This window comes from Alicyclobacillus dauci, from assembly GCF_026651605.1.
Classification (GTDB): domain Bacteria; phylum Bacillota; class Bacilli; order Alicyclobacillales; family Alicyclobacillaceae; genus Alicyclobacillus; species Alicyclobacillus dauci.
The window spans coordinates 2,443,923-2,470,216 of record NZ_CP104064.1 but is presented as its reverse complement, the minus strand read 5'-3'; the positions used below and the strand labels follow the sequence as shown (position 1 = coordinate 2,470,216).

Sequence of the window (26,294 nt, the reverse complement as noted above, 5' to 3'; positions counted from 1 at the left end):
CCAGCGCCCCACTACACATGAAATTTTCGAGTTCTGGAGTTTAGCCTATCTGTGAGGAGTTGTGAATCGAGATAATCGCGTGGACTGATGGTGGGGGTTGTGACTGTGCTCTCCGCCGCAAATGTGAGGAATAGCCGCTTTGGCTTACCAAACTCTTTAATGACACTCGACTTCGACATTCCATGACGCTTCGTACAATGCACGGATGTAAGTTCTTGCAAGAGCTCTTTACAAATTGGACAGGTAACCACCTAGCATTCCTCCTCTATTGCCTTCTCGGCAATTTGTTTTCGGACAGGAACTTCAGTGATGAACACCCTCATTTTATCGAAAATACAGAGAAAGATACATTGAGGAATTGTTAAAATTTTATGATGCTGGAACGAGCAACATGATTCATACTCTTTCTAAGTCCATTTGGTTAAAATCATTGTATAAACCGATCGTGATCCTGTTGCCTCCCTTTGACTTTGCCTGGCGCTTTAGCTCTCCCGAGTAGGCTGCAAGCGTTTCTTGTGTAACGCCGGTAAACGGGGGCTCACAGTGTAAGATGGAGATGGAGAGAGTTAGACCGGATGTTTCGATGATTGCTCCCTCCCTGCTGCGAACCGTCCAATTTCTATTCTTCAACAACGGAAATTGTTGGTTGATTTCATCGTCGAATTTCGTTCGGACGGACTGAACAAGAGACAGGGCATCGGAAGGTGTGAACAGTATAAAGTCGTCACCCCCAATGTGACCGACGAATATGTCTGGTAGTTGTCGTTCCGTCAGAACCCTTCGAATTACATCCGCTACACATCGAATGGCCTGATCACCTTTTTGAAACCCAAAGGCATCATTAAACCATTTGAAATGGTCTAAATCAATGTATATTACGGAAAATGGCTGTTCAGCAGACACACGTCTGGACAACTCGAGATCGATCCGTCGGTTGCCCGGCAGACCCGTCAGCGGATTTGCATCCCGTGCTAACTCCAATTGCGCATTGGTAACTGTATTTAGAATCGTTTGAACCGTCACACCACCATGTAGTGCCCCGTTTCGCGTGACAATGATGAGATCGTATAACTGGTCGACATGGCGTCCCATCGAAAGCACGGATGAATTCTCGACGGACACAGACTCGTCCAAAATAAGTGGTTGCCGATCCATCACTTCATCGATACTGCGGTTCCAGAATAGTGAAACGCCATACTTTGTAGCCAGTTTGCGAAACAGTTTCTCGCGCATAACGAGTCCAATCGGGCGATCGTTTTGCGTGACCACAATACCAGTCACATGTTCGTTTGTATGAAAGAAATCAACCACTTTACTTGCTTCGACATACGCTGGAAACGTATGTACGTCCTTGGCAATTTGGCCAATCGTTGTCACGTCGACTGGTGGGCGAACACTCGTCATGGCTTGTTGCAACATAGCAGTTACCCCTGCCGAAATTGGACGTACATTAGGTGTCGGACGGCTCAACAAGAATCCTTGAACGTACGGTACGCCTAATTGGGCAACGCGCTCCAGTTCTTCGTATGTCTCAATTCCCTCCGCAATAACCTTCGAGTTACAAGCTATAGCTGCTTGACATAGTGATGCTACTAGGGTCTCCTTCACCCGATCTCGATCAATTCCATTCACAAGGCTCCGGTCGATCTTGATAAAATCCGGCTTTACCTCGGCAATCGTTTGTAAACTGGAATATCCCGCTCCGGCGTCGTCGACAGCGATGAGATAGCCACTTCGTCGACACCGTTCCAGAATTCGTGCAAACTGCGCAAAATCGGAAATTGCACTACGCTCTGTGATTTCCAAGACAACATCGTACGGTTTTAGTTCCCGATGTTCAAGAATGGAGAGTAAGCGATCGACGACGAAATCTTTTTCAGTAAACGTGGACGAATTGATATTGAGAAATAATTTCGTGGCCGCGGGGGCGGGTTGAAAGTGAACCATGGCCGATTGTAGTGCTACTTCCTCTAGCGCATGCAGTTGACCTTCTCGTTCGGCGAAATCAAACAGTCGGAGTGGTGATGCAAATGGCGTGTTCTCTGGACCACGTGACAGCCCTTCGTATCCGAACGTGTCTCCGGTCCATAATGATACGATTGGCTGATAGTGGGTACGGATACGACCGTGTTGAACAATGTCCATAAACTCTGCCAGTTGTTCTCGGTGATTTGTGTCACGACTGAGTTTCGCTTGAAACAGGACGTCAATCATTCCTTTGTATAATAGAGAATCGATTGCAAGGTCAGGATGGGGTCGAACAACGGTTGTCCCGAAGTGAAAATTGATACGTTTCTCCCCCACAGCCACAATAGAGTCGAGAGATTTGACGAGGTGTGATTTCAATTCCTCAGCTGCGTTATACAGTATGGTCGATAAGTTTAAACAGGAGTTAGGAAAACTAACCAAGACAAATAGGTCGTCAGACACAACCCGATGTGCGATGACGCCGCAAGCGGCGATTGAGAGAATGGATGCCACCCGTTCATCAATGCGCCTGAGAATTGCTTTGCAGTGCTCAGTACCACCTTGTTCCCGTAATTGATCCATCTCCGTGACAGTCATGCAAATCAGTCCGATTGGCTCACGGGATATATATTCGCCAATGATGGAATTGACAAATGGATTTGTGGTCTTATTTAATCGTCGAACCGTCTGCATGATGAAATCCCGTAGTGACACGACAAACGCCTCCCGTCAGTGACGTTGTCAATTTTACAAAACATATACTAAGCGTTTGTAAAGTTTCTGCTAAAATTCCACGTTATCCAACAGAATTCTGACAGCAGTTTGACAAAAGAGATCTGATCTCTTCATGCTACGACAAATTTCGTCAGTCAATCATACTAGGCTTTCTACAACTTGCTCTAGTTGCATGCCCCGGGATGCTTTAACCAACACTGTCGAATTTGAATTAACCCAGCGATCAAGGTGGGCTAACGCCTCTTTCACCGTTTCGGAATGATACACCGTCCTGACTCCACTCTTCTTGGCCTCTGAGGCAATCCATCGTGCTTGCGGGCCAATGGCTACCAGGGTGTCGATGCCGACACGCCCAGCATACCTGCCGACTTGTTCATGTCCTTCTTGTGAATAGTCACCAAGCTCATACATATCGCCGAGAACAGCCACACGTTTTCCCGCCTCGGCAATGTGAGACAGGACGTCGAGGCTGGCATTCATGGAAAGCGGACTTGCATTATAACAATCATCAATAATTTTCATACCTCGATGCCCTGGCACAATGCGAAGGCGGCCACTTAGTTCTTCCAAACCCGCAAGTCCAATTGTGATGTCGTTCATAGACACTCCAAGAAGACGTCCTGCTGCAACAGCAGCCAGGGCGTTCGAAATGTTGTGTAGGCCGAATGTGGGAAGAGACATTCTGGATGATTCCCCCATGGCATCAACGGTAAATTCCATACCATCTGCCGTCCACCTCACGTCACGAGCTCGAACATCTGAATCCGCAGAAAATCCATACCCGATAACTTCGGCACGGGACTTGGATCCTAAAGACCTTAGCCAAACATCGTCTGCATTCAAAATGGCGTGACCATCTTCTGGTAGGGCTTGAACTAACTCACCTTTTGCTCGTGCGATTCCTTCTTGACTTCCCAGTAGTTCAATATGACTTTGTCCGATGTTTGTGATAATCCCGATATTCGGTCTTGCAATCCGACATAAATCCGAAATTTGTCCGAATCCGCGCATTCCCATTTCCAGAACGATGGAACGATGGGCGGGCGTTCGCTGTAGAATAGTTAAGGGTAAGCCCAATTCATTGTTGCGATTGGCTTCGGTGTATAGGCAGTCACCTAATGACCCCAAGACGGCTGCAACCATTTGTTTCGTCGTGGTCTTGCCATTGCTGCCCGTAATTCCGACAATTGGTCCTTCAAACGCCGTTCGCTCATGCATCGCCATTTGTTGGACTGCTGTTAATGGGTCGTGAACATGTAAAATTGCTCCGCGATCCGTCTTGACGGGCTTACTTACAATCGCTACACTTGCACCGCGGTCAAAGGCGTCGTTAATGAAGTCATGACCATCGACGCGCTGGCCCTCGAATGCGACGAATGCATCGCCGGGTCGTACTTGGCGGTTATCCGTAGCAACGCCTGTGACCTTCGTGTCTAAGTTGCCAACGGCTAAAGTAGCGGAGAGCAAGTGAGAAAGTTGATTCACCGTTATGGGCGTCAAGGTAATCTATCCTTTCATTGAAACTTTATTTGGAATTAAAGGAGTTGCGAGACGTGCCTTCAAAACGTATCAAGGTAGGCGTTATATTTGGTGGAAAATCTGGTGAACATGAAGTGTCTCTCCAAAGTGCGAAGTCTGTGATTGAGGCATTAAATCCTCACCAGTATACCATTGTTCCCATTGGAATTTCGAAATCAGGTAACTGGCAGGTGGGTAAAAACGCGCTAAAGGCCCTGGAGGAAGAGCAGAACACGGCAAAAAAAGTCTCCTCATCCTCGTCGGTTAGCTTTATTAACCACCAAATTGGCGGTTTAACATCCGTGTCCCCTCAACCCTCAGCCCAACCCGTTCCATCCGCGTTGGTTAACGATGTTGATGTCATTATCCCAGTCATGCACGGCACATACGGTGAAGATGGGTCCATTCAAGGGATGCTCGAGCTCATGGACGTAGCGTACGTTGGAGCAGGCGTCCTAGCTTCTGCTGTTGGCTTGGATAAAGTCGTTATGAAACAAGTGTTTGGGTCTGTTGGCCTGCCTCAGGTGCGCTATACTTCTTGTACCCGCCAGACGTGGAAGGCTTCTCCCCTACAAGTCATCCGTCAAGTTGAGGACACGTTCGGGTACCCCTGCTTTGTTAAGCCGGCAAATCTTGGATCGAGCGTGGGTATCAGTAAAGCGAGGGATCGCGAAGAGCTTCAACGAGCCATTGAGCTAGCAGCTCAATACGATCGAAAAATCATCATCGAAGAAGGCTTGAACGTTCGCGAGGTTGAGGTTGCCGTTTTGGGAAATGACGTTCCTCAAGTATCGGTGGCTGGCGAGATCGTCCCGTCCAGTGAGTTTTACGATTACAAAGCGAAATATGTGGGTGGAACGTCTAAGCTGATTATTCCCGCGGAACTGACAGACCGCCAGCGGCAAGAAATTGAACAATACGCTGTAGAAGCGTTTCAAGCCATTGATTGTTCAGGGCTCTCCCGTGTGGATTTCTTCATCGAAAAGGAAACTGGACGGGTCATCGTCAACGAAATCAACACCATGCCTGGCTTCACACGATACAGTATGTATCCAAAACTGTGGGAGGCCTCCGGGATGTCGTATACCAAACTGTTGGATACACTGATTGAATTGGCGATTGAACGACAGAACGAGAAACGTCAACTTATTCGTACGTTCGAGAACGAATAAACACGGGATGAAAAAATGGGGCTAACCTTTTAGGTAGCCCCATTTTTTTCATCATGATTAACGTTTACCGTGAACGGGATTGGATCAACATCAAATGAGTCGTATAGACGGCCTGGGTTTGTGCAGACGTTTCCCTCGACAAGCATGGAGAGCTGGTCCCGAGTCAAAGGGAACTTACCCGTCCACCCGAAACACCGAACCATCGCCTGGATCAAAGATATGGGAATCTGCAGATGGGGCTTTTGAATATCCAGTGCTGCTTCAATTTTGCTCATGATGTCCTGATGCGAGACCACATTAGGTCCGCCAACCTCAAACGTCTCTCCGATGGTGGTGTCAAGAGTAAGCGCCTGTTCGAAGACCCCTGCGATCGTCCGCGTGTGTACAGGCTGTAACGGATAGTTACCGTCGCCGACGACTGGAATGACCGGTAAACGGGTTACGTCGACCAACTGTGACAAGAAATTCGGTCCAGGTCCTCCGGGGCCAAAGACCACCGATGGACGAAAAATGGTGAACTTCAGCCCACTTTGTCGCAGGCATTTCTCTGCTTCCCATTTCGTTCGATGATACGAACTGACTGCATCGGACTTGGCGCCAAGCGCGCTCATGTGCACGAACCGATATACGCCTAAACGCAAGGCTGCGGCAATGACATGACGGGTGCCTTCCACATGGACTCGTTGCATCGTCAAACCACGTCGAGGCTGTTCTCGAATGATTCCAACCAGGTGAATGACAGCCTCCGCTTGATTCATTCCCAACTTGAGTGCTGTATCGTCAAATACGTCACCTATGACTATCTCAACGCATTTCGGAAGACCATCTGAACGATGCTCCGATCTCGTCAAGAGTGTCACGTGGTGGCCCTTCTCGACTAGTTGACGCACGATAGGTTGACCAACGTATCCAGTACCGCCTGTCACAAAGACATTCACCCTTGCTCACGCCTTTATCAGCTATCAGGAAACAACTGATAGAAATTTGCATACCGTTCGTCTTTCGACGGTTCCTTGGCCGACGACTGACGTTCCGAAGGTCGACGTTTTGTGCTGTCATTTGTCTTACGGGAGGCCGGTGCTTGTCCTCGCTTTACGTCTGCTTCCCGAAGACGTTCTCGATACTGTTGTCTGTACTGCTCCAGATCCTGTCTGGATTGAACTTGATGTCGCTGCCAGTCGAAAAGAACTCTATCAATGTATTTAAAACTGTACTTGTTAGCGAGTACGGACTCCCGCAACGCTTCAACAACCATCCATTCAGGATACCCGTCTGGACCAAGCCATGTGCGCACTTGATCGCACTCGAGTGCAGATAGCGGTCGCCCAAATTCCTCCTCAAACATGGTCAACGGATCCTGTCGCCATGTCTGTGCCTTTGGTTGAACGACCGGTTTACCGCGCAGGCGCTCCCACAGCGGCTGGAGATCGAAATATGAGACATGTGCGCCACTGTCATCCCAGCGTTCCCCAATGCCTAAAAATCCTTCTCGAACCAAGCGTTCTACGGATAGCATGATTTCCTTACTGCTCATGCCGCACAGATCCCCCAAATCCTGTGCGGACAACTCAGTCGTACCATTCACTTGCCCGCTGGCAAGAATTTGCATCAACATGATCATTTCATGCGCATGAATACCGAGACCGGCATAGTTGTTGAGCAGATCATAAGGCACTGAAATAAAAGGGGTACTGAGAAAATCTCCGTTCGCAGCTTGCCTAGCGGACGGTTTCATATGCCCTTCCCCCTGTCTCCACGTCATTATGGATAGAGTCGATACAACATGCGCGGGAATGCAATAGCTTCTCGGATGTGCTCAATTCCTGTAATCCAGGCGATTGTTCTTTCCAGCCCCAAGCCAAACCCAGAGTGTGGAACGGATCCGAATTTCCGAAGATCCAAATACCAAGCATAAGTATCTTGGGGCAAGTTATGTTGCTCGAAGCGCTCTTTCATGAGGTTGTAGTCATGAATACGCTGGCTCCCGCCGACAATTTCACCATACCCCTCCGGTGCGAGCATGTCTGCACAGAGAGCAACTTCTGGACGATTGGGGTCGGGTTGCATGTAAAACGCCTTAATGGCCGTCGGATAGCGTTCGATGAACAGCGGTTGATCGAACTGGGCGGACAAGGCCGTTTCATGCGGCGCTCCAAAGTCATCGCCCCACTTGATATCGAAATCGTGCTTCTGGAGCCATTTAATCCCTTCATCATAGCTCATGCGCGGGAAAGTGCCCGGTACCTTCTTCAATTTGTCAATGTCTCGCCCCAATGTGTGCAGTTCTTCTTCGCACTCGTTCAAGACATGGTTGACGACATGGGAGACAAGCTGCTCTTGTACACGAAGATTGTCCTCATGTTCGTAATAAGCCATTTCAGGTTCGATCATCCAAAACTCGATCAGGTGGCGACGCGTTTTTGATTTCTCAGCACGAAAAGCAGGGCCGGCAGAATACACTTTGCCGAGTGACATGGCCACAGCTTCCATGTACATCTGGCCACTCTGCGTCAAAAATGCCTCTTGGTCGAAGTACTTTGTCTGGAACAGCTCTGTTGTATCTTCGCACGAAGACGGCGTTAGAATGGGCGGATCGATACGAGTAAAGCCGTCGCCGTCCAGAAAAGCCATAACGGCACGTTCCACTTCGGCCCGAACACGTAAGAGTGCACGTTGCCGAGGAACCCGAATCCACAGGTGACGATGGTCCAAGAGGAAATCAACACCGTGCTCCTTGAGCGTGATAGGATACTCCTCAGCAATTTGAACTGCCTCGACATTTTGCACGGTGATTTCATATCCGTTTGGTGCTCGATCATCGGCGCGAACCGTGCCAGTTACGCGAAGAGATGATTCCTGCGTCAACGACGCACAGGTTTCGAAGATATCTTCCCCAACTTCTGCCTTGACGGCAACACATTGAATGAGGCCTGTCCCATCACGAACCTGGAGAAATTGAATCTTCCCGCTGGATCGCTTGTTGTATAGCCAGCCTTGCAGCATGACAGTCTGTCCAACGTAGTCACCCACGCGGCTAATCGTAGTTGTTGTACTCACCAAGTTTCCCTCCACTTAACTTGCATGTCGGATCAATTATATCAAAGGGATGAAATCACTCACAATCGTATAAAAAAAACCGAACAACCAAAAGCTGGTCGTTCGGTCTCCTGTGTCCGTTTCCGGTAGATTACATAGATGGCGAAACCTCTGATGTGGACAGTTGTGGACGAGAAACTGCTGCAGACGCAAGTGACTGTGGCTGCATGCTCTCCATCCACTTTCGAAACTCTTTGCCATCAACACTCTCTTCTTGAACAACGTGTTCTGCAAATCGTTCGATATCCGCTTTATACGGGCTCAATAATTCTTGTGTGATCTTTTCTTGTTCCGATAGAATATATCGAACTTCCTTTTCCAGGAGCTGGTCAGGGAGATGTTCTTCATCGACAATACCCAAACGGGACAAGCCGCACTTCACAAGCGTTCTAGCCAAAGAAGATGCTTGCACAAAGTCGTTCTGCGCACCTGTGCTGCGATCCCCATAGTGGAGTTCCTCAGCAAGACATCCCGCCAAAGCCACGTTGATTTGTTGAGCGAGTTGCTGCTTTGTATACAAGTACTGATCCGCTTCCGGAATCTGACGGACGAATCCCAGTGCATTTCCACGCGGTGCAATGGTGATGTGAGACACCGTCCCCGGTCGCATCAGTTCACTGATAATGGCATGGCCTAACTCGTGAACAGCGACGCGTCGCAGTTCTTCGTCAGTTGGCCTCCGTCCCGTCTTTTCGCCCATCAGGACCTTGTCTACAGCATCTCGGAACATTTCCTGTGTCACGGTCTTTTTGTCTTGGCGCAATGCGATAATTGCCGCTTCGTTGACGAGGGATTCTAGCTGTGCACCCGAGAACCCGTATGTCTCCCTGGCGATGTGCTCTAAGTTTACATCTTCTGCAATCGGCTTATCCTTCGCCATGATCCGGAGAATGTGTAGACGTCCATCTTTGTCAGGCAAGTCGACCTTGATTTGACGATCGAAACGACCTGGCCGAAGCAGTGCCGAGTCCAGAATATCCGGACGGTTGGTAGCTGCCATGACTAACACAAAAGGCGTTTGCGTCGTGTTCATACCGTCCATTTCAGTGAGCAACTGGTTTAGGGTCTGGTCATATTCTTGATGGCTATGCTGTCCACGGCGTCCACCAACAACGTCGATCTCATCGACAAAGATGATGGCGCTGTCCTTATTTTCCCGCTTAGCCATCTGGCGAGCGCGGCGGAACAAGTCACGTACACGTTGCGCTCCGACGCCGACATACATTTCCACAAACTCTGAACCTGTAGCAGATAAAAAGACAGAATCCGTATACGTAGCCGCAGCTTTTGCCATCAAGGTCTTACCGGTTCCCGGCGGTCCCGTGAGCAAGATGCCTTTTAGCGGTCGAATACCGAGAGATTTAATTCGATCACGGTAGCGCAAGAAATCTAAAGCCTCTTTTAACTCGTTTTTAGCGATCTCTTGACCACCAATTTGTTCAAACGAAATGTCGTGGCGTACAGATACATCCCTCGTAGTCGGTGTGGCAGCCGTACGACGGTCCATGACAATCCATAAGAGGACGCCAAGACCGAGCAGGAACAAAACTGGGAGAATGTTGACGTGCAACAATCCGAGAAATGCGACGAGCGCAATCCCAATTCCAATTAACCATTCTTTTATCAAGACGCGGCACCCCCTTGATGCGTAGAATACGGGATCACATCATATAAGTAATGGCTGCCTTTCGCCAATTGAACGTAAATGTACTGTTCATCCATTGTAATTCTCGCTTGAATTCCTTGTTTCTTGGCCAAGCTCGACACTTGGGAGATCATGTCTGTGTAATTGCCCTTATCTTTCCCTTGGGCCAAAATAGGATAGTAATCTCCCTCATATACTTGGGTAAGTTGCGCACCGTGATCGTCCGACAAATTGAGTTTGACGCCACTTCCCAGTCGTGTAGACACCTCATTTGCAATAGCATGGTACGTCTGTTGCAAATCGCCGTTCTCCAATTTGTTAAACGGGCCTAGGTGAATTGTCACTTCATCGGGGCTACCAGTAGCAATATTCACTGTCTGGACACCTTGCACACTCTGAAGGTTCTTCTTAAGGGGATTCAACAGATTGAAGTGTTGATACGCCTGCCATCCACCGAATAGCATGGCTAAAGCCAAGATGGCGATTAAAACAATCGGCACGAGGCGAACACGCGACAAGGAAACTCGCCTCCTTCAAGTTCTTGTATTGACATTGGATAGTATAACACGAGAGCCGAACGTATGTTCACAGTACATATTTCCATAGCACATGACCGTTTGTGGCGTCCACATAAATAAATGTCGTTTTGCTGTCGACAGTGTCAGTGCCCCTGACCTCATAAACAACATTTGACGAGGTTTGCAGAGTACCAGAAGCTTGGTCCGTCACGTAGCCGAGTGTGCATTGCTGGCTATGTATATTCTGCTTGAGCAGATTCCCTTCGACTTGTTGTTGACTGACCAAATCACGTGCTCGAATGCTGAATACGCGATTACTGCTCGGAATGTAAAACGCATACCACTCATTGTCGAACGTATCCTTCCCTTTAAACACATCCTCTAAGCCGGACGCTGTAAAGACATTATATGTTTCGATCCGATTGATTGGAGTGTGATCAAGCACATATTGTGCGGCCCTTTCTTCTGGGATCCAGTTCGTGGAGAGATTCTGCCACAACCAAGCCACGATGGTCGCGCCCACCATCACCAGCAAGACGGGAATGGTGATGAGCCATATTTTCCAAGTCTTCATCGAGTATCCGTCCGGTACAGCGTAATTTGCATTTTTTCTGGATGTTCATCGGATTTGGATAGACCAAACACAATGTCCTTATCCTTTAAATTCCTGTTCAAGAAATCCACTAAGAGGTACAGATCTTCGGTCTTGGAACACTGATGTGTTGCAATGACATTTAAGCCTTTTTCCACACTTCCACCATCCGTCGGTGCTTATTGTTTGATTTGTTTGTAGTATTCCTCATTTGTAAAGCGATATCGTAGCGGCGTAATGCTGATATAGCCGTTTCGAACAGCAGCCACGTCCGTCCCTTTAGTCTCTCGTTCGTCGACGATATCCCCACCATAACGATAAACCTGAACCCCGTTTTCGTCCAGTTCTGACGCAAACTCGTCGTGATATTTCCGCACGCCAAGCGTCGTCCATGCGTACTTCCTGGCGTTCGGCGAGGGTGGCAGATTGACACTCAGAAATGTATCTGCCGGTACATCGACATCCTTGAGGACTTGATACATGTCGTATGTCGCTTTGATGACGTTGTCGTTGAACGTGAATGGCGGGCCGACAAGTGAAAAGGCAATTGATTTTAGGCCCTGTAAGCTGGCTTCACCGGCAGCGGCAACGGTACCAGAGTATAGGACATCCGTTGCCAAGTTGGCTCCTGCATTGATCCCTGACAGCATCAGGTCAAACGGGCGTTCCCGATGCAAAACGGCAAGGGCCCATTTGACACAGTCCACAGGTGTTCCCGATGTTTTGTACGCCTCGCTGGCACCGGGCACCTCCATTTTTTCGACACGAAGTGGTCGATGAATGCTAATTCCGTGGCTTGATGCACTACGCTCTTGATGTGGTGCGACAACCGTTACCTGTGCATCCTTGGAAACCGCCAAACACAGTGCGCGAATCCCCGCAGCGCCAATGCCATCATCGTTGCTTATCAGTATGCGCATGGAATGTCCCCTCTCCTGCCATCATTCGTGTGACATACGCGCGACCTCACCGCTTATACTAGGAGTACTTCAGCGGGAGGTGGTGTTATGACAATGCATTTACCTGCCGCCGATGCAAAATTTGCGGAGGCGACTACACCATTCGAGCAATGGGAGCGAGCAATGTTGTTTGCAGCCCTGCGCGAAGAAGCTGGCCGATGGTGCAGACAAACAGTGACATTGCGCACCCCAAACTTAAGTGAAGATGACCCGTTCGACCCAGACAACGTTTAACGTGTGATATGGTCTTTAAACCGTTTTACCTCATAGCGAACACGTTCCGTGTCAATCGTCACTGGCTCTCCGTCTGACACGACGTGGTGACCGGCGACAAACACATCCCGTACGTCATCCGCACCACAGGCATACGCGACGTCAGACAGCAAGTTATGGCCTGGCTGAAGATGTGGACTGTGCGCATCCAGCAGAACCATGTCGCACTCGGCACCCGGCTTAAGCCGCCCCAGCCCCTCGGCTAAAAAACACGCACGTGCTCCCCGTTCAGTGGCCATTTGAAAAGCGATATTTGCAGGAATGGCTTCGGCGTCTTGAGCAAACCCTTTGTGTAGGGTTGCTGCGAGGCGCATTTCTTCGAACATATCGAGGTTGTTATTGCTGGCGGCACCGTCCGTGCCAAGGCCTACCGTCAGCTGTCGCGCCAACATCTTCTGCAGCGGGGCAATCCCAGATCCTAGTTTTAAGTTGCTCTGCGGATTGTGGGCCACCCGTACATCACGTGCGGCCATTATGTCGAGATCGTCATCTGTCACGTGAACGCAGTGGGAGGCCAAAACAGGTACGTCGAACAATCCCACATGATTCGCCAGCGCGATTGGTGTCATGGCGTGATCGCGAAGGCAGTTCTCCACTTCTGTCCGCGTTTCACTCAAATGGATCTGAATGGGTACGTGTAACTCACCGGCTAGCGCAGCGATCTCCGTCAGATAGTCAGGAGGACACGTGTAAGGTGCGTGAGGTCCCAATGTAACCGTGATCCGTCCACTTGCTTGTCGGTGCCAATTTTTTACGAAGTTGCGGCTTCGGCTGATGCCGTTTGACCGTGACAAATCATCAAATCCCACGACCCCCACGGAAAGAACAGCTCGCATGCCGGATTCTGCAACAGCTCGCGCCGCATTGTCCATCATCATGTACATATCCGTGTACGTCGTCGTTCCGGACAATAGCATCTCCCAAACCGCTAATTGTGTCCCCCAGTAAATTGCATCCTCGGTCAACTTGTCTTCCAAGGGGAAGATCCGATCGTTAAGCCAATTCATGAGAGGCATATCATCCCCGGCACCCCGTAAAAGCGTCATGGCCGCGTGTCCGTGGGTGTTAACGAGGCCTGGAATGGCAATTCGATTCGGTTTACGAACGACCCTCGTGTCCGGTGTAACTCCTTGCGATTGATAGTGGCCAACCTCCACGGCCGATATCAGTCCATCTTCCACGACAAAATGTACGGGTTCTGTCAGGACTGTTTCATGGTCGAGTATTGCGCCGCCAACTTCGATGATGGTTCTCGTTGTCATTCGTTTGCCTCCCCGTTCTTCAGCGAACGCAATGTCGACTCGTAAGGTGCGGAGACAACGCCTCGCTCCGTCACGATACCCGTGATGAGTCCACCTGGTGTGACGTCAAATGCAGGATGTAGTGCTGTCGCCCCTTCTGGGGCAATAGCTTGACCGAAAATGTGCGTCACTTCTTCCATGTTGCGCTGCTCTATTGGGATGTCTTCGCCCTTTTCCGTGTCCAAGTCGATGGTACTCATAGGCGCTGCGACATAAAACGGGACCTCGTGATGGTGTGCAAGGACGGCGAGTGTGTACGTTCCGATCTTATTCGCGGTATCCCCGTTTCGAGCGACACGATCCGCCCCCACGATAACGGCATCCACCACGCCCTGCTGCATGAAGTGTCCCGCCATGCTGTCTGTGATGATGTCAAACGGAATGCCCTCATCCGCTAATTCATAGGCTGTCAACCGAGCACCCTGAAGATATGGCCGTGTCTCGTCTACGTACACGTGCTGAAGTTTACCTTGGTGATGGAGGGATCGAATGATACCCAATGCCGTTCCGTAGCCGACGGTCGCCAGCGCACCCGTGTTGCAGTGTGTCAAGATACGGGTTGGCCGGTTAAATAGTTGTGCGCCATAATCGCCAATGGCGTGATTTGTCTTCACGTCTTCTTCTGCAATCTGCAACGCCTTGTTGTAGAGAATCACCGGTAATGCTTCGTCACTCGTCTCGTCGATGAGCTGTCGCATCAAATTCAAGGCCCACGCGAGATTGACAGCTGTTGGACGGGCGTCGTGAAGTACTGTAATGGCACGTTCCAGCCGTTCACGCATATCGGGCTGACCCGCAAGCCTACGCGCTTCAATGGCGACCGCAAATGCCCCCGCCGCACCGATAGCCGGAGCCCCCCTTACTTTCATAGCTCGAATAGCGTCAGCAATTGATGTCGCTTCGGCATACGTTTCCCACACTTGCTGGTGCGGCAATTTCGTCTGATCCAGCAATTTTAGTTCTTCAGGTGACCAGCGAATGGCGTCCATCAATGCTCCTCCTGTCCAAGCGGAGTTTGACCACCCACTGCTTCCTTACAGGAGCATGTCCGCGTACTCGTATCACGTTCAATAAAATTATAGAAAAGGGAACGAATTTTCCCCACGTTGTCACGCATGGTGTCGACCACTTCCTGATGGGTAAGCGGGTGAGACGATAAACCAGCAGCGTAATTGGTCACCATGCACACCGTGGCGTAACAGAGCTCCGCTTCTTTCGCGAGCGTTACTTCAGGTATGCTGGTCATCCCGACCACACTTCCCCCAAGCCGGGAGTACATTTGAATCTCTGCCTTGGTTTCAAACCGCGGTCCTTCAGTACAAACATAAACCCCACCGTCATGGACGTGGTATCCTAGGTGATCAGCCGTGTCCTTCAGATGTTGACGCAATCGCCCACAATATGGGTCAGACATATCCACGTGGACGACTCGTTCCGCGTCGAAAAATGTGCTGATTCGCGATTTTGTCATATCGATGACGTCATCCACCAAAACGAGTTCACCTGGCGCCAAGGCGAGTTGTAAGGACCCCACCGCGGCTGTGGCTAGAACTTGTTCCACACCGATTTCTTTCAACGCCCAAATATTCGCGCGATAGTTAATCCGATGAGGTGGTGTCGCGTGACCCTCACCGTGCCTTGCCATGAATGCGACGTGCTTTCCCGCATACGTCCCAATTGTCACCGTTGCTTCACCGTAAGGTGTATGTATCTTATCAGTGCGAGCGTCATCGACTTGACCTGGGTCATAGACGCCGGTCCCACCGATAATTGCATATTTGACCGCCATGTTCTCACTCCCGAAACTCCGTATCCACTCGATTATACGAAATTTACACTGCACCTGCATACTCATTGCTTTTCTTGCAGGAGTTTCACGACAGGTCTTGCGGATGATGGTTCCGTTGAGGCAAACAAGTCACCAATTTTGAGAAGGCGATCCGGCACGTTCCGTATCGTAAAGTCGGTGGGTTTCGCTCCATTCTCCAGCTCATGCCAAAACAGAGGCGTGGAGACGGTCGCTTGTGGTGTCGCCCTGACGCTATAGTGCGCAATCAGTGTTTTCGTTTTTCCGTGCTGCGGTGCGTCGACATAGACTTTACTGCCCCGCTCGCGTACAAGGCGTGCCGTCGTGACCAATTTTGGCCACGACTGTTCCATATATTTTGCGATGAATGTTACCAGGAGTTTTGTCTCTGTAAAGGGAACTTCTTCGGACAGCGGAACAAACACTTGAAGCCCTGACGCACCCGATGTTTTCACAATACTGTTTAAACCGAGTCCAGAAAGAACGTCTCGAAGGTGCAGAGCCACTTCTCGAACCGGTTCGAAGTCGCTCGTGGAAGGATCGAGATCAAAGGAGAGCGTCCTGGAACTTTGACTGCCCAAATGAGAGATTGTAGCGTGAAACTCGATCGCACCAAGATTCGCGTAATACAGCAACGTTGCGATGTCAGGGATGACTATTTCCTCCTTCTCCTCCTCGCCGACAACGGACTGAAGCCATTCTGGTCCCCCAGGCAAGATGTGTCGCTGGTAAAACCGTTCGCCCATCACACCCTCCGGACAGCGCACGAGTGTGATTCGACGGTCCCTCAAGTGTTTGATCATGTTTGGTGCAACTTTGATCAAGTAGTGTGCATATTCCAGCTTTGTCGTTGGAGGCTCGTCGAATAGCAGTTTGTCTGGATGTGTTAGTTTGACCGGATGTTCTGCCTGTAGTGTAATGGCTTGCAACGCCAAAATCCGTCACCTTCTCCTTCGTGACTAAGTTGAACCTCTAGGCATATATAGTCTGCACTTGTCAGACACTGACATGAGCGTAAAAACTGTGTGGGGGAATGTTCATGCGTTTGCAACCAGTGATCCCGTTCGAGCCAATCCAAACGAATACGTTTCCTTCTGGTGAACAGTGGGTAGCTCAAGTCAAGTGGGATGGGGTTCGCATGTTGGCTTACAAGGATGGGAGTGACACGCGACTTGTCAATCGGCGCTTGAATGATCGGACACTGCAATACCCTGAGATAGCCAACATCGCATCCTATTGCAACACAGACAGCGTCATCTTGGACGGCGAAGTGATCGCGCTGGATCACGGAAAACCATCGTTCTACGAGGTCATGAAACGAGACAGAATTCAATCCCAGCGATCAGTCCGAACCGCTATGTTGAAGATCCCTGTCGTCTATATGATTTTTGATGTGCTGTACAGGAACGGGACGTGGTTGATAGAACGGCCACTTCAAGAGCGACAAGACATCCTACAAACCATTGTTACGTCCTCACCGCATGTTCAACTTGTCGAGAATTCGGATGATGGACCCGGATTATTCGCAGCTATTCAGAATCAGGGAATGGAAGGCGTTGTGATCAAGGATTTGACCAGTCCATACGCTATCGACGGGAAAGATGATCGGTGGAGAAAAATTAAAAACATTCACGACCTCATTGCAGTCATCGGTGGCATGACAATTCGTGATGATGCCGTCAATGCGCTGCTCCTTGGGCTGTATACAACGGACGGCGAATTGCATTATATAGGTCACGTCGGTGCGGGAAAACTTTCGGTAAAGGATTGGCAACAGATTACGAGTCAAGCGGATAAATTGGCAGTACAAACCATACCTTTCGCCACAGTCCCGTCAAATTTGCGTTCTCAAACGATTTGGCTTGAACCCGTCCTCACAGTAAAGGTGACCTACCTTGAATGGACGTCCAAGAAAACCCTTCGCCACCCTGTACTGGAAGCATTCGTGGACGTCCCACCAACAAATTGTCAATTTACAGAGTAGGCCATCACAGCCAGGCCTTTATGATGACTTCTTTTTTCTGCCCCGCTTACTCTTGACTGCCGGCTGAGCCATTTTGATGCTTTTTTGCAGGGCATCCATGAGATTGATGACATCTGCCGACGCCGCGGGCGCAATTTGTACAGGCTCTACCGTCTCGAGGTTTTTCAGTTTGCGTTCGACGAGCGTTTCCACTTGCTCTCTTCGTTCGTCGTGGAAAGCGGCCGGATCGAAAGGTCTGCTTAGTTGGTCAATCAACTGGATGGCCATTTTCAACTCCGCGTCGTCCACGGCTGGAGGCTGGTGAACATACGGCAATTCAGCGGTCGCCCTCACTTCATTGGGCCAGTACAGCGTCTGTAACAAAAGCACGCCGTCCTTCATCCTAATACAAGCGATGCTTTCATTGTTACGCAGGACCGTTCTCGCCACGGCTATCCTATCCGTGTCCCCCAACGCTTGTGACAGCAGTGCGTAAGCTTTCCGCCCGTTCGCTTCCGGGGCGAGGTAGTAGGTGTTGTCGTAATAAACGGGATCGATCTCGGCTTGATCCGCGAAGTGCACAATGTCGAGCGTCTGTGAACGGGTCTTGGTCAATGCAGCAAGTTCATCCTCTTCGACGACGACAAACTGGCCTCTCGCGTATTCGAAGCCTTTGACAATGTCCTCGGCCTTCACTTCGACCTGACACGTAGGACAACTTTTATGATACTCAATGGGCGTGTTACAGGCTTTGTGCAGTTGGCGAAAACGAACGGTCTGTGATTCTGTTGCCTTAAACATCCGAACTGGAACATTGATGAGTCCAAAGCTGATAGACCCTCTCCACATGGTGTGCACTCGTCCCCACACCCTTTCAATGAATTTGTGTATAGGGTGGGTCCACGCAACCGTGCCCATGCGGAAGACTACGATGAAGATTGCGCCAAAAATGTTCGAATGTGCTTCAAAACCTCCTGTTCGGTTGCCACAAACGGTCGTACACCGGGAAGAGACTGGATAAACGTCTGGCCATAGCGCTGCGTGACGACGCGCTTGTCGTATACAACCACGACGCCTTTGTCCTGGCGGGTACGAATAAGACGGCCAAATCCCTGGCGGAACCTGACAACGGCCTCTGGCAGGCTGGCTACCCAAAAGGGACTTTTTCCGTTCGCAGTCAATCGCTCGTGTCTCGCTTCTGTCACTGGATGCGACGGCGGAGCAAAGGGCAAGCGAACGATGACAAGGGTCGTAAGTTGGTCACCCGGAAGATCAATACCCTCCCAGAAGGACTGTGCCCCCAGTAAAATGCTGCGTGGATTTTTGCGGAAGGCGTCCAACATGGCTTGTCGTCCACCGTCGACATCCTGTGCAAAAACAGACAAGTTTTGTCGTCTGAGTGGTTCCCGCACAAGCTTTGCTGTTTCGCGCAGCATTTGATGGCTCGTAAACAGAGCCAGCACACGTCCTTGACTGGCAACTGCCAGTTGATAGAGTGAATCAGCCAACCATGCCGCTGCGTCCGAAGCCGACATCTTGGCCAGTTCAGGTACGTCGCTCGGTACACACAGCCGGGCCTGACGACCGTAGTCGAATGGTGAAGAGACATTGGCAGTGATCAGTCGATCTTCCTCTGCAAAAGGTTTGAGCCCTAACTGGCTCACCGTATAGTCGAAATTCCCTTTAATAGACAAGGTTGCTGACGTGAGAACGACTCGTTCGAGCGGCTCAAACAGCGCATGACGCAACGTCTGGGACACGTCAATTGGTGCTGTGTGCACACTGATCCGCGGTCGGCTCGTGCCGCGCTTCTCAATCCAGGTCACCATATCAGGACTGAGCACTGTGATTTCTTCCAGCATTTCAACACCTTGAACCCATTGGTCTAAAAACCCAGCTGCATCGAGAATACGACCCGCTGCTTCATCCGTAGATGCCTGTTTGGACCACTCGTGTAGGGCTTTGACCAAGTCCCTCATGGCCTTGATTGGTGCTCGTAAGTCAGCCATTTGTTTGGTGAACTGAGTGAATGCCTGTTCCTTGCACACTTGCGGTGTCAGACGTAACTCGCCCTTGCCCGGTGGCACCAACGACCCCAGCAACTGAACCGCCACATCGGCACTACGGCTGACTTCGTCGACCCACTCGCCGGCACGTTGAAGACGCTCCTCCATGGCGTACGGCATCGTTTGATCCGTCTGATACCTGGACAGCAACTCGGGAATGATTCCATTCTTCCCTCGATCACGACTCAAACGATGCGCCAACGCACCCAGTTGCGCGCCGTGCACCTCTCCGCCAAGATGCTTCGTAGCCTGCTCTTCCAAATGGTGTGCCTCGTCGATGACCAGCGCGTCGTATTTTGGCAACACCCGGTGGTCGGCTTTTAAATCAGAGAGCAACAGCGAGTGATTCGTCACAACGACATCCGCCACCTGTGCTCGTGCCTTGGCGCGAAAATAGTAGCACGGTCTAAAAAACGGACAACGTTTGTTAATGCACGTGTCCGTTTCACTTTGTACCCGTGTCCAAAATCGGTGATTCACAGCGTGCGCCGACAGTTCTTCGCGTACGCCGTGACGGGTCTCAGTGAGCCAGGACAACAGGGCCATGACACTTTGGATTTCTTCGGCTGGGGACGCAAAGGAGAGCAAACCGGCCTCCGAATTCACCTTTCGTAAGCAAACGTAGTTTTTGCGCCCTTTCTGAACGGCCAAGTTTAACTTGCCGTGAAACAACTGTTGTAGCGTTGGGAAATCCCGTTGCTCAATTTGGTCTTGCAGCGCGAGTGTATGTGTACTCACCAGAACTCGACTGCCTGTTGACGCGGCGTACAAGGCGGCGGGAATGAGATAGGCCATGGATTTCCCTGTACCGGTGCCTGCCTCGATGACGGCGTGCTTACCTTCTTCCAGCGCCTCACTGACCTTCTCAACCATTTCGAGCTGGCCTTGACGGGCTTCATAACCCGGCAGTGTCTGACTGAGCGGTCCATTGTCAGCGAGCAACTCGTAGGCCGCAGATCCGATACCGCCCGGTGTGAGTTCCAAGCGTGAATCATCCAGGTCACTTGGGTCAGACGCATCCATGGTTCGAGCCGTGTACGTGAGACCATCGCGAATCTCCAGGCTCTCATGGATCCGATCCCCACGGTCCGCGAAAACCTGATTAGCTAACTCGCCAAACCAGGAACCTGTGAGAGGAGAAAATAAACCTGCGAGTTGCGCGAACTGCTGTACAACCATAAGAGGTAACGTCGCCGCTCGTTCAGACAGCTTGCCAAACACTTGGGCACAAGTCATCGCGTCATCTAATGCCCGGTGCACAGTATCGACGGGAACCTGCAAATGTGCGGCAACTTCCCCTAAACGATGGCTCGATAAAGTTGGCAGTAAGATACGAGACAGGACAAGTGTGCACAAGCCATCGGTAGTCGGCAACGTATATCCATAGTCCTCATATTTTCGTTGGAGAAATGGTACATCAAACTCTAAGTTATGGGCCACCACGGGCGCATTGCCAACAAATTCGAGAAACGCCAAAAGGACGGACTCTGCATCCTCTGCGTTTTCAACCATATCGTTCGTAATCCCCGTCAATTGGGTGATGGTTTCAGAAATGGGGCGTGTGGGCCGAATGAGTCGCTGGAATTGTTCCCCCATCTGGCCGTCCGTGACGCGGACGGCACCAATTTCGATAATTTCGTCTGCGGCAGGATCGAATCCAGTTGTTTCTATATCAAGTACCACGTAATTCAATGCTCGGGCCTCCTGGCCAGTCCGACTTTCCTATCCTTATTCTAGCAAACGGAAAACGGGACTGCACATGGGGAAAGCTGGCCAATCAGAGACTAGTTCACATCGGGCACAAGATATCGATCAACGGCATACTGCTTGGCTGACTGAACGACATCATGGCTAATTCCATACTGCATGGCACGTTCAAAATGCGCGTTCGCAACATTTGGTGACCCTTGCGCAATACTGACCATGCCCTGGTATAGTGCAGACAACCTCCGAGCATATGTCCGTGGATGAGAGGCCAACTGGCCAAACCGAGTCGCAGCCTGTGCCATATTTCCGTCCATCATGTCGATCCGCCCGAGAATGAGTTGAACTACAGCCGATGGTGCCACCATTGATTCCGTCCAGATCAGTGCCTCCCTGGCGTGACGTAGATCCCCATGAAAATAACTGCAAATACCAAGAAGTGCCATTGCGGAGATTCGGTTAGGACAGATTGTCAGTGCGCGTTTACAGAGGGGCAGACTTAAGTCCGGGCGATTAAGTGCAAGAAAACAAAGGGCTAGTAATTCATCCCCAATCGGCAGGCGGGGATGTTCTGCGCGGAACATCGCTACCGTCGCAATCGCTTCATCGACACGAGCGACACTCAACTGTACCACGACGTAAAGCGCTATCGTTTCCGGTGACGGGAATTGTAAGGTGAAGGCAATTTGCAGAAGTCTGTAGGCCTCATCCCGCCGATCCGTCAAGGACAACGTCAACGCCCTCCACAGAGCCGCTTCCACGTCCGCTGATTGGTCGCGCATGGCCTTGGCAAAGCAGCGTTCCGCTGCCGCGAATTCGAACAAGCGCAAATGGCAAACGCCCAAATTGAACCATATGTCCTCATTGTCCGCCTGTAAGGACACCAACTCGTAGAGGACGTGAATAGCTTGTTGCCAATCGTCGCGTGCTGCGCAAATTTGAACATCCAACTCGAGAACAGCTTGCGCTGTAATCTCGTCCTGAGCCATAGCTCGTGCTTTATTCACTTCCATCGTGGCTAAGTCAATTCGGCCGGCTGCGAGATGACTGAGTGCTAAATAGATGCGTGTTGCGGGGAGATCGTTGTGAAAGACAGCGTCTGAGAGCGCGTTGGCCGCCTCGTCATACATGTGTAAGTCAAAATAACCGAGCCCTTTCCGCAAAAGACAGTCAGCCTTTAACGACAAATCAAACCAGGTCTCCACTAGATCGACAGGTCCGCCCATCAGATTGTCTTGGCGACCACCAGAGCGGATTCCGTTGGTTTGTGCGGTCCTCGAAGGAGTGGCAGGGATGGTCACTTGTGACGGTTCATCGTCCTCGTCGCATAACTCGACACCAAGTTCCTCAAGGGCCTCTTCAATTGCATCATCTACTTCCATCCACGCATCCAACACAGCTATGGCCATGTTCCGAAGCGCAGACAGTTCTATCAGGTACTGCTGCCGGGCTGAATCATCGGCACCAGGTAAACATTTACGGATTTCTGCAATGGTTTCTGCAATGGCCTTCAATTCCGGATTTTCCACGCTGTGGCCCCCTTTATAAAACGCGTCCGACAAGGTCACAGGTTGTTCGGACAACATCTTACAGCTAGCCATAGCGTGGAATTGTTTCAGCCGGATTATGCGGTGGACTCAAACCTGTTCAGCAGCAGAGAACAGTACTTCACCGCTGTGGATGTGGTGTTTCTCACCAGAATCGTCGCACAAAATCAGAACACCGTTATCGTCAACGTCTTCAGCGACACCATGGATCACGGTGTTACCCATTCGAACTTGTATCTTCCGCCCCAGTGTATGGGCATTCGCCTTCCACTCCTCGCGAACCGTGCGAAAGCCACCTACTCCTTGTTCCAGAGCACGATAGATGGTGGACAACTCATTGATGATATGTCCGAGCACACGTGGGCGAAAGACGGGTCTGCCCAGTGTGTCAAGAATGGTCGTCGCATATTCCCTCATTTCTGGTGGGAAAAGTTCAGCGGAAAAGTTCGCATTGATTCCGATGCCGATGACGGCATACTCAACGGTCTCCCCATCGGTTCGCATCTGAGCCAGAATCCCGCACACCTTTTTGCCGTGAACGAGGATATCGTTTGGCCATTTAATTTGCGCCTGAACACCCTCGCTAACTAATGCGCGATGCACGGCAACGCTGGCCAGAAGCGTGAGGTCTGCTGCTTGTGAGAGCGCACAAGGCTCGCGGACGAGAACAGAAAACCACATTCCACCGCTCGGGGATGTCCAAATTCGGCCCTGTCTTCCTTTGCCGCCACTTTGTTGCCGAGCCGTGACGACAATGCCGTGAGGCGAACCGTCACGAGCGAGCGCTGTGGCGGTTTGGTTGGTCGATTCCCTATCGGGCGCCCAAAGCACTGTATGCCCCAAGGTCGATTCGTTCGCAACGTGCATTTTGACAAGTGGTTCCATGAGTTCATCCGGTGCGAAAGTCAAGCGGTAGCCAATGCGCGGCGATGCTTCAAACTGAAACCCATACGATTCAAGCTGTTTGATTTGTTTCCAGACAGCAGTCCGGGACAAACCCAGTTGTTGACTTAGTTGCTCGCCTGATACAGCCTCTGACTCAGAATGTAAGAACATATCGAGGATGTCATTTTGAATTTGATTTCCATCATGTCGTTCCGTCATGTCTGTTTCATCCTATTCCCTACTCATTCCGCACACACGCCGGTAAATCGCCTCGTACTCACCGACTTTATCCCTGATGTGAAAGCACGTTTCCGCTCGCTGTCTTGCATTCGCACAAAAGTTCACGTAAAGGGACTCATTGCGCAGTAACCGAAGTGCATCGCTCGCCATTCGCTCTACGTCTCCGACCTCCCTCAAAAAGCCCGTAACACCATGCTGAACGACCTCTGGAATGCCTCCAGCTGTCGAACCGATGACCGGAATTCCGCAGGCCATCGCCTCCAGTGCGACGAGACCGAAGCTCTCCTTGGAAGACGGCAACAACAAAAGGTCTGCCGCTGCAACCAGTGGGGCCACTTCGTCCTGCTTGCCTAAGAAATCGACCGATTCCATGAGCCCCAGGTCTTGGACGAGATGGCGAGCTGCACTGTATTCTGGACCTTCACCGACAAGCACGAGGCGCGTGGGAATTTCCTGCTCTACCCGTGCAAAAATTTGGATGACGTCACAGATTCTCTTCACTTGCCTGAAGTTCGAAATATGTAGCAACACGCGTTCCCCAGGTTTCGCCAAGGAGCGTCGAACATTCTGTCCTGCATTGGGACGGAAAACGTCTGTGTCGATAAAGTTGTACACGCATTCAATGTGTTTGTCAGTGTCGAATAGTTCGTTGGTTTGCCTGCTGAGACTGTGACTGACAGCCGTCACCACATCGCTTTTTTCAATTCCGAGCTTCATCACCTGCTTGAGGCTTTCGTCTTGAGCGAGTACCGTTACATCCGTGCCATGGAGCGTTGTTACGACTTTCACATCGCGTTTGGCCATTTGCCGGGCAAGGAAGGCACACACTGCGAAAGGAAGGGCGTAGTGTGCGTGAATGACATCCAACTGATAGTCGTCAACAACCTTGGCCATCAGGGCCGCAAGGGAAAAATCGTATGGGGGGGTATGTAAAACCGGGTACGTAGCCGTGTCGATTGCATGGATATACACATGTTCAATGAATGTGCCGAGTCGAAACGGAACGTCTGTGACGATAAAATGAACTTCATGTCCTTTGCGAGCCAGTGCCTTACCCAGTTCGGTCGCTACCGCACCTGAGCCACCGATGGTCGGGTAACAGCTGATCCCGATACGCATTCCCTCGCCCCCTTACCAAAGCAAATTTTCAAGTCCGTAAACCATCTGTTTTAAATCCATGACACCGCGACACGCCATTACGACGCCAGGCATAAAGCTCTCACGACTCAACGAATCGTGGCGAATTGTCAACGTTTCACCAGTGCCCCCGAAAATGACTTCCTGGTGGGCAACTAAGCCCGGCAGGCGCACGCTATGAATAGGCACCTCGTAATCCGTCTCCATTTGCGCGGCGGTGCGCATGGCTGTGCCCGACGGCTTGTCCTTTTTTTTGTCGTGATGAAGCTCGATGATCTCAGCTCTTTGCATCCATTTCGCGGCCTCGCTGGCAAAGCGCATCATCAAAAGTGCACCGACGGCGAAGTTTGGACATGCGATTCCGCCAATTCCCTTCGCTTGCGCGAGATCATTCCAGCGGTCAAGGTCAGATTTCGTATAACCGGTTGCCCCTACCACAGGACGCACGCCGTAATCCAAAACCAAGTCGGTATGCCTCGTAACGCTTTCCGGTGTCGTGAGATCTAACCACACATCTGGCTGCTCTGTATCAAGTAGTCGGACGGGATCGTCATATAACGCAACGCTTGTAAACTCCTCTTTGAGACCCGGGCGAAGCTCTCGAACCAATGCACCAGCCAGACTAAGGTCCGTGGCGTTGGAGATCGTTTTTACCGCCTCACGCCCCATTCGACCGTTCGCACCGGCGATGGCAACTCGAATCGTCTGTTCCTGTGTCACGTCTTTCCTCCTCAAGTTCGTCTTTCAGTTCTGGATGAATAGAAATGATTTCACGTACATATGTGAACGCCTCTAAGTGCAGTGGGTCGGCGTCAAGTGCCTTACCGTACAAGGACAACGCTCCACGAATATCTCCTGCAATATGCGCTCGTTTTCCTGCCTCGAACCATTTTGAAGCCATGATTCGACCCAAGTGCGACCGATAAATCGGATATTCTGGGCAAAGTGACACGGCACGCTCTGCCAGTCTCCGCGCTTCATCATAGAAACCGCTGCGATGGGCGGTGATGGATGCATGAAAGTACGGCTCCGGATTATCAGGATCCTCCGCGATAGCACGTTCAAAAGCCGCCTTCGCTTCGTCGTAATCGCCGATGTACAAATATGCATAAGCGGAGTTCATAAAACGTTCAATAGCCATGTGGACCACCTCCCTGCAGTCTATGGA

The 26,294-nt window shown here is 50.8% G+C and carries 24 protein-coding genes; 3 read left to right on the top strand and 21 right to left on the bottom strand.

What is annotated here, in order from left to right:
• Window positions 1-396: 396 nt before the first annotated feature.
• Both NZD86_RS12605 and NZD86_RS12600 read right to left on the bottom strand, forming a co-directional pair.
• The gene (locus NZD86_RS12605; protein ID WP_268042105.1) at window positions 397-2,682 is read right to left on the bottom strand and encodes a bifunctional diguanylate cyclase/phosphodiesterase; all 2,286 of its coding nucleotides are present in this window, start codon (window positions 2,680-2,682) and stop codon (window positions 397-399) included.
• Between the two features lie 159 nt (window positions 2,683-2,841).
• Complete coding sequence (locus NZD86_RS12600; RefSeq protein ID WP_268042103.1) at window positions 2,842-4,188, bottom strand: UDP-N-acetylmuramoyl-tripeptide--D-alanyl-D-alanine ligase; 1,347 nt, start codon at window positions 4,186-4,188, stop codon at window positions 2,842-2,844.
• Window positions 4,189-4,256: 68 nt separating this feature from the next.
• Here NZD86_RS12600 and NZD86_RS12595 point away from each other — a divergent pair, with 68 nt between their 5' ends.
• Window positions 4,257-5,393 carry a D-alanine--D-alanine ligase gene (locus NZD86_RS12595; RefSeq protein WP_268042101.1) on the top strand — a complete coding sequence of 379 codons (1,137 nt, stop codon included), beginning with the start codon at window positions 4,257-4,259 and terminating at the stop codon, window positions 5,391-5,393.
• 29 nt (window positions 5,394-5,422) lie between these two features.
• Here NZD86_RS12595 and NZD86_RS12590 read toward each other — a convergent pair whose 3' ends face one another.
• The 8 genes from NZD86_RS12590 to surE form a co-directional block, all read right to left on the bottom strand.
• Entirely contained in the window at window positions 5,423-6,331 is a 909-nt protein-coding gene (locus NZD86_RS12590) for a complex I NDUFA9 subunit family protein (protein WP_268042099.1), read from the bottom strand.
• 17 nt (window positions 6,332-6,348) lie between these two features.
• Window positions 6,349-7,128: a DnaD domain-containing protein gene (locus tag NZD86_RS12585; RefSeq protein WP_268042096.1), complete on the bottom strand. Its 780-nt coding sequence runs from the start codon at window positions 7,126-7,128 to the stop codon at window positions 6,349-6,351.
• 26 nt (window positions 7,129-7,154) lie between these two features.
• Complete coding sequence (asnS, locus tag NZD86_RS12580; RefSeq protein ID WP_268042092.1) at window positions 7,155-8,450, bottom strand: asparagine--tRNA ligase; 1,296 nt, start codon at window positions 8,448-8,450, stop codon at window positions 7,155-7,157.
• Between the two features lie 130 nt (window positions 8,451-8,580).
• Window positions 8,581-10,116 (bottom strand): AAA family ATPase, encoded by a 1,536-nt coding sequence (locus NZD86_RS12575; protein ID WP_268042090.1) that lies wholly within the window; start codon window positions 10,114-10,116, stop codon window positions 8,581-8,583.
• A complete protein-coding gene (locus NZD86_RS12570; RefSeq protein ID WP_268042088.1) occupies window positions 10,113-10,652 on the bottom strand; it encodes a hypothetical protein in 540 nt (179 codons plus the stop codon). The genes NZD86_RS12575 and NZD86_RS12570 overlap by 4 nt, the downstream gene beginning before the upstream one ends.
• Window positions 10,653-10,719: 67 nt before the next feature.
• Window positions 10,720-11,226 carry a hypothetical protein gene (locus NZD86_RS12565; RefSeq protein ID WP_268042086.1) on the bottom strand — a complete coding sequence of 169 codons (507 nt, stop codon included), beginning with the start codon at window positions 11,224-11,226 and terminating at the stop codon, window positions 10,720-10,722.
• Window positions 11,223-11,402, bottom strand: a complete 180-nt coding sequence (locus NZD86_RS12560) for a YpmA family protein (RefSeq protein WP_268042084.1) — start codon at window positions 11,400-11,402, stop codon at window positions 11,223-11,225. Before NZD86_RS12560 ends, NZD86_RS12565 begins: the two co-directional genes overlap by 4 nt.
• A gap of 21 nt (window positions 11,403-11,423) precedes the next feature.
• Complete coding sequence (gene surE, locus NZD86_RS12555; protein ID WP_268042082.1) at window positions 11,424-12,164, bottom strand: 5'/3'-nucleotidase SurE; 741 nt, start codon at window positions 12,162-12,164, stop codon at window positions 11,424-11,426.
• Window positions 12,165-12,251: 87 nt separating this feature from the next.
• Between surE and NZD86_RS12550 the strand changes: the two genes are divergently transcribed.
• Complete coding sequence (locus NZD86_RS12550) at window positions 12,252-12,437, top strand: hypothetical protein (RefSeq protein WP_268042080.1); 186 nt, start codon at window positions 12,252-12,254, stop codon at window positions 12,435-12,437.
• Here the strand turns inward: NZD86_RS12550 and NZD86_RS12545 are convergent.
• The 4 genes from NZD86_RS12545 to ligD form a co-directional block, all read right to left on the bottom strand.
• Entirely contained in the window at window positions 12,434-13,738 is a 1,305-nt protein-coding gene (locus tag NZD86_RS12545) for an amidohydrolase (protein WP_268042078.1), read from the bottom strand. The genes NZD86_RS12550 and NZD86_RS12545 overlap by 4 nt on opposite strands.
• Window positions 13,735-14,766, bottom strand: coding sequence for an S-methyl-5-thioribose-1-phosphate isomerase (gene mtnA, locus NZD86_RS12540; protein ID WP_268042076.1), 1,032 nt, complete (start codon window positions 14,764-14,766; stop codon window positions 13,735-13,737). The genes NZD86_RS12545 and mtnA overlap by 4 nt, the downstream gene beginning before the upstream one ends.
• Window positions 14,766-15,566 (bottom strand): S-methyl-5'-thioadenosine phosphorylase, encoded by an 801-nt coding sequence (gene mtnP / locus NZD86_RS12535; RefSeq protein ID WP_268042074.1) that lies wholly within the window; start codon window positions 15,564-15,566, stop codon window positions 14,766-14,768. Before mtnP ends, mtnA begins: the two co-directional genes overlap by 1 nt.
• Window positions 15,567-15,628: 62 nt before the next feature.
• Window positions 15,629-16,519, bottom strand: coding sequence for a non-homologous end-joining DNA ligase (gene ligD / locus NZD86_RS12530; RefSeq protein WP_268042073.1), 891 nt, complete (start codon window positions 16,517-16,519; stop codon window positions 15,629-15,631).
• 104 nt (window positions 16,520-16,623) lie between these two features.
• Between ligD and NZD86_RS12525 the strand changes: the two genes are divergently transcribed.
• The gene (locus NZD86_RS12525; RefSeq protein WP_268042072.1) at window positions 16,624-17,568 is read left to right on the top strand and encodes an ATP-dependent DNA ligase; all 945 of its coding nucleotides are present in this window, start codon (window positions 16,624-16,626) and stop codon (window positions 17,566-17,568) included.
• Window positions 17,569-17,586: 18 nt separating this feature from the next.
• On the opposite strand, the gene ku is transcribed toward NZD86_RS12525, so the two are convergent.
• The 7 genes from ku to NZD86_RS12490 all read right to left on the bottom strand — a co-directional run bounded on the left by ku (window position 17,587) and on the right by NZD86_RS12490 (window position 26,267).
• Window positions 17,587-18,396, bottom strand: coding sequence for a non-homologous end joining protein Ku (gene ku / locus NZD86_RS12520; RefSeq protein ID WP_268046867.1), 810 nt, complete (start codon window positions 18,394-18,396; stop codon window positions 17,587-17,589).
• Window positions 18,397-18,473: 77 nt separating this feature from the next.
• Window positions 18,474-21,296, bottom strand: a complete 2,823-nt coding sequence (locus tag NZD86_RS12515) for a helicase C-terminal domain-containing protein (RefSeq protein ID WP_268046866.1) — start codon at window positions 21,294-21,296, stop codon at window positions 18,474-18,476.
• 101 nt (window positions 21,297-21,397) lie between these two features.
• Window positions 21,398-22,846, bottom strand: coding sequence for a tetratricopeptide repeat protein (locus tag NZD86_RS12510; protein ID WP_268042071.1), 1,449 nt, complete (start codon window positions 22,844-22,846; stop codon window positions 21,398-21,400).
• Between the two features lie 108 nt (window positions 22,847-22,954).
• The gene (locus tag NZD86_RS12505) at window positions 22,955-23,968 is read right to left on the bottom strand and encodes a biotin--[acetyl-CoA-carboxylase] ligase (protein WP_268042069.1); all 1,014 of its coding nucleotides are present in this window, start codon (window positions 23,966-23,968) and stop codon (window positions 22,955-22,957) included.
• Window positions 23,969-23,980: 12 nt separating this feature from the next.
• Window positions 23,981-25,108 (bottom strand): N-acetyl-alpha-D-glucosaminyl L-malate synthase BshA, encoded by a 1,128-nt coding sequence (gene bshA / locus NZD86_RS12500; RefSeq protein ID WP_268042068.1) that lies wholly within the window; start codon window positions 25,106-25,108, stop codon window positions 23,981-23,983.
• A gap of 12 nt (window positions 25,109-25,120) precedes the next feature.
• A complete protein-coding gene (gene dapB, locus NZD86_RS12495) occupies window positions 25,121-25,795 on the bottom strand; it encodes a 4-hydroxy-tetrahydrodipicolinate reductase (protein ID WP_268046865.1) in 675 nt (224 codons plus the stop codon).
• Window positions 25,785-26,267 (bottom strand): tetratricopeptide repeat protein, encoded by a 483-nt coding sequence (locus tag NZD86_RS12490; RefSeq protein ID WP_268042066.1) that lies wholly within the window; start codon window positions 26,265-26,267, stop codon window positions 25,785-25,787. The genes dapB and NZD86_RS12490 overlap by 11 nt, the downstream gene beginning before the upstream one ends.
• Window positions 26,268-26,294: the final 27 nt, after the last annotated feature.